Below are 4,649 nucleotides of genomic sequence, written 5' to 3'. Positions count from 1 at the left end.
CCCATGTATCACCTTTGCCGGGCTCCAGTGCATAATAATCGTCACTACCGTCTCGCCCCCATACGCTGACTGCAATTTGGACCGTTCTGCTTGCTCCGTTTGTGATTGTGATGCTCATATTTATATTCCTTTTTGGATTGAGTATTCCATGAGTTGGCTCCCTATTGTTTAAAACAAACGCAGACTTGCCACTGCTACAGAAATCAGTAGTTAGGTTAACTCAATGAATATGCCATATATAATATAGCGATGTTAGATTGCCTGATCTCAAGTTTAGGCAAGACTACAGTCAAGCCTGTAAACGCGTAAATGCAAGGTATCCAGACCTTTATAAATTGACGGTTCCGACGAGTGGTAAAACCTAACCGATCGTCAGCGATAAATTGAGCAATCACCATATCCCTTGGATGCTGTGTTTTTATTCAGTATCGAGGAAGCAATGCAGTTCCTGATCGTGTCCATGAGAGAGCGTGGCGTCGCCAGATCCAAAAGAGACATCGCCAGCACCGAGCCAGTAAAGGGAGATATCATTTTCTCCAGCGCGCCGTCTGACATCCTGAAAAGAACGTCCAGCAGCGCATCTCTGCGGCACGGTGCCTGGCCGGGTGATGTGCCACCGCTTCGGCCTCTTCTTGATGCTCGCCTGACCAGCATGGCAACGCTCGGTTTCACGCTGAGTGGTCTGGAAGAGGTCGATGGGGTGCTTTATGCGCAGTCTTGATATTGCAGGGAGGTATGATTGTGTTCGGTCGGCAGGACGCCGGAATGCAGGGCTTTCTTGTCGAAAGCCTGTAGGGACTTTTGCGGGGAAACGTGAAACACGGTCAATCACGGTACGGCATCGATTGCAGTGGGCGCCGTTCTAAAGGACTGTTTTTTATAGCTTTTTAGCGCCCCTGCAAGCATGGGGTGCTGCATCGCGTTACATGAAGGATGTTTAACGATCGGCAGGACGCCGGAGGAGGGTAAACGCGGGTTAGTTCTGGAACGCTTCCAGAATAGTTATGGAACACATGCCGAGCGGCGCTGACTTCTTCAAACCCCAGAAACGACAAAGCCCTGAAAAATCAGGGCTTTGTCGTATAAAGATGGCGGAGGCGATGGGATTCGAACTCATGGACCTGTTACAGTCGACGGTTTTCAAGTCCGAAGATTAATCCTTATATTTCAATGTCTTAGGTTTTATTTGTTTCCGCTAGGCAGTATTCATTAATGCTCTGGAGGCCTCTGAAATCAAGGGGTGGAAATTTATTTGCGGAAATGAATTTGGCCGGTTTTTTGGCTTTCTGGGTGGGCTCATGATCGCCCTAAATTTCATATCTGCAACCGAGAGACTGCGCTTGGTGGAAAGCGGCTTTCATCTGAAGTGGGATTTGGAGGCAACCCTGGTCAGTCGTGACAGGCAGAAAACGGCCATAAGCTGCCGTTCATGAATAGCCGCGTCCGAGTCACAGCGGAGAATCATATGCTTAGGCTTTAGGTTTGGCAGACTGCCATTAATAGTGGCAATCTGTACGTAGGTTGCCGGTAGCCGCCAACAGGCGACCGTGCCTAAAGGAGTTAGGTATGCCTGATTTGTCACAAGAAAAAATCGATGAGTTACAGGTTACGCTTGAGCGATATCTTGAAAAAAGCGGTGTGAGATGGGAGATTAATTTTCTCGCCGCCGGTGGTTCTGCAGCAGTATTTCGTGGAATTAATGGCGAAGACAAGCGAGCTTTTAAAGTTTTCGACCCGAGATTCATTAGCGATGAGGTGGGGTCGAAAGAGCAAGAGCGTTTAGGGCTCCAACGTAGGCTCATAGGTCATGAATGCGACCATCTAGTTCAAACATTTTCGATAGAAAACTTCGATGATACCGCTGTCATTGAAATGGAATATGTTGAATGGCCGAGATTAAAAGAGGTACTTAAACACGTACCTGATGCCTCCGTCGAAGTACTTATACGGCAACTGGTAAGTGCCGTTCTTTATCTCGAAGCTCACGGCATCGTACACCGAGATATCAAGCCTGAAAATATTCATGTCTCAGAGTGCTGGGGGAAACTGAAGCTTTTAGATTTGGGCGTTGTTCGTGAATTTGATCCCGGCCCCGGTGCTGCCGATACCGACCAGGGTGCTCAAAGGCCCTTTTTAGCCACTGCTCAATACAGCTCTCCTGAATATCTGTTTCGTTTGGATGAACCTTCGCGTGAGCTATGGCAGGGGCTCAATATTTATCAAGTAGGTGCGGTTTTGCATGATTTGATAATGAAAGAGCCTCTGTTCAGAGCTGAAATAGAAGCGGGGAACCGTTGGCTCGTCGCAAAAGCAGTGCTTCTGAACCCACCAAATTTTAAAGATGGAAATCCCAGTCGCTTGGCATATTTGAAATCGCTGGCGGCTAAATGTCTAAATAAGGACATGCAGGCTAGGCTGACGCTTGTCGACTGGCTTGACTTTGAGGTGCAGGAGCATAATGTTGGGCTTAATAAACTTCGAGCTCGCTTGAAATCCAGGCCAAACAAGCAAACCGATTCCGAAAGAGCATTGAATTTTGATCGAGATCGGTTCCAGGAATCGTTGATCGATAAAATTAAACTATTGCTAATTTCCGTCTGCGGAACAGATTTGCCTTTATCCTTTTCCAAATCAAAAGTGAGCAACAGAGAGGTTGTGAGCTTTCAATTCGCATACAGTGATAATGTGGCAGTGGTGGCTCATATTAGTTTTTACTGGAAGGCGGGGCTCTATGCTGGCTCGGTCGATATTCTTGCATCGGGTTTTATATACCAGCCCGAATCAGATTTTGCGCTTGATCCGGACATGCTTAAGCTTCTAGGTACGGTCTCAATGTCTGATGCCATAGATGATGCTGGAAGTATTATTGCTGAATCGATAGCTGAAATTGTCGAGAACGCTCTCGGTGAAGTAGAGTCACATTGTTCAGTAGCTGACTCCATTGAATCACTTTATGGAAGACAGATCGAACTTAAGAGGGTGAGTGATGAACGGTAATTGGTGGCGTAGCAAGAAAGAAATGGATCAAGCGCAAATCGATTTTATCGGGCTACCGATGGAAGGACGCTATCTTTTATCAGGGCCGCCGGGGTCTGGAAAGACTAATTTACTCCTTCTCCGTGCTGAGGTTATGGTGGGGAGTGGTGAAAAAGATATTTTATTCATAACCTACACTCGCTCTCTTGCTGACTTCATTCGGAGCGGAGCTGTCGCAAAAGGTTTTGTAAAAGCTAGCCAAATTAAAACATTTCACTCATGGCTCGCTGAGTATGTAAATCTTAATCTCGGAAGCAAGGTAAAGTGGAGTGAGGGGGATTTTGATGACGATTCTCGAAATGAAGCATTGAAAAATTTGATAGCCGCAAACGAAGCTAGGCCCTCAGAGAAAATGTACAGTGCTATTTTTGTTGATGAGGCTCAGGATCTCTCTGTAGGTGAACTCACAGCTTTACTAGAACTTTCAGACAAAGTCTGTATATGTGGCGATGAGCGACAAGGCATTTATAATCAGGACGGTATGGGAACTGCCGGGGCGCTTGGGCTAGATACACATCGGTTAACTCGTCACTTTCGAATTGGACAAGAGATTGCTAAGGTCGCAGATAAGCTAATGCCTCCAGTAAAAGGAGGTGTAACTCTGGAGTCCACCTGCAACTATGACCCGACCATTCAGGGGGAGTCTTCAGCGATACTGCACCCGAGTCAGCCTAGGGTTGAACAATTAAATAAAATTCTTGAATTAATCGAGGTTCAGCTGGATGCGTTTCCTGATGAGGCAATTGGTATATTTTGCCCTCGGCAAGAAGACCGACTAGAAGTAAAGAATTACCTTGAGGCAACGCAATTAAAAGGCATGCTTTGCACTCACGGAGTGGATTCTGATGCGACTTTTTCAGGAGACGCCTTAATTCACATCATGACGCTGCATGCCTCAAAAGGAACTGAGTTTAGGTGTGTACATATTTTTGGCGCTGAAGGTCTTACAAAATTCCCGCTGCGACGGACAAAGCTGATTTATACAGGTGTCACGCGCGCTAAGACAGCACTGAATGTTTATAGATGCGGAGAAACCACTATTAAAGTAGAGGCAGCATTTGCCAAGCCTACTTTATTTGGCCTTGATAATCTTTTCCCGGATGATTAACGATGACTGAGCTAAACTTCGAATTTTCTTCGCGGGATGATTTGCCGGATGCATTATTTTCGATGCTGAATAGCCCATATACACCAAAGCTTTCTATTGAAGCGGTGGAGCCTATTGGTTTGGGAGCGATTCTTGGATACCCTAAGCAAAGCTCTGGGCACGGCTACTCATCTCCCTATCTAATTATTTTGCCGCCAGTAAAAACTTTTGAATTGTTTGCGTGGCTCAAAACTTATGCTCCAGAAACCTTTCCACTAAGTCAGTTTGGCCGAGTAGTCAGTAGGGCTGATTTTGATTCTGTCAAAAAAACTGCAGGCCAGGGCAAGTTCTTTTGGTCCCGCCCAGACCGATGGCCATCGGTGATACTTGGAGAGATGTTGGCACAAAGTGATGGGGATATTTTGGTTGCGTCGATTCCTCTATCGCGTGCTACTGCTACATACAGTTTTTCGGTGGCTAGAGCGTCGATTGCTCATAAGGACGATTTCGTAACGCAGGAATGTAT

Annotated in this window: 4 protein-coding genes; all 4 read left to right on the top strand. The window is 46.4% G+C overall.

The window, feature by feature from the left end; genetic code table 11:
- Window positions 1-439: 439 nt before the first annotated feature.
- Window positions 440-721, top strand: a complete 282-nt coding sequence (locus AC1DIS_RS29785) for a hypothetical protein (RefSeq protein WP_192351839.1) — start codon at window positions 440-442, stop codon at window positions 719-721.
- 845 nt (window positions 722-1,566) lie between these two features.
- On the top strand, window positions 1,567-2,997 hold the full coding sequence (locus AC1DIS_RS29780; protein ID WP_477748915.1) for a protein kinase domain-containing protein: 1,431 nt from the start codon (window positions 1,567-1,569) through the stop codon (window positions 2,995-2,997).
- A complete protein-coding gene (locus AC1DIS_RS29775; protein ID WP_477748914.1) occupies window positions 2,987-4,144 on the top strand; it encodes an ATP-binding domain-containing protein in 1,158 nt (385 codons plus the stop codon). Before AC1DIS_RS29780 ends, AC1DIS_RS29775 begins: the two co-directional genes overlap by 11 nt.
- 2 nt (window positions 4,145-4,146) lie before the next feature.
- A partial coding sequence (locus AC1DIS_RS29770; protein ID WP_477781286.1) for a hypothetical protein occupies window positions 4,147-4,649 on the top strand: 503 nt, incomplete at its 3' end.

The sequence above is a fragment of the Pseudomonas sp. 05N433 genome, assembly GCF_056396925.1.
Note: the sequence above shows the minus strand (reverse complement) of the source record. Positions and strands in the feature narration are given on the sequence as shown.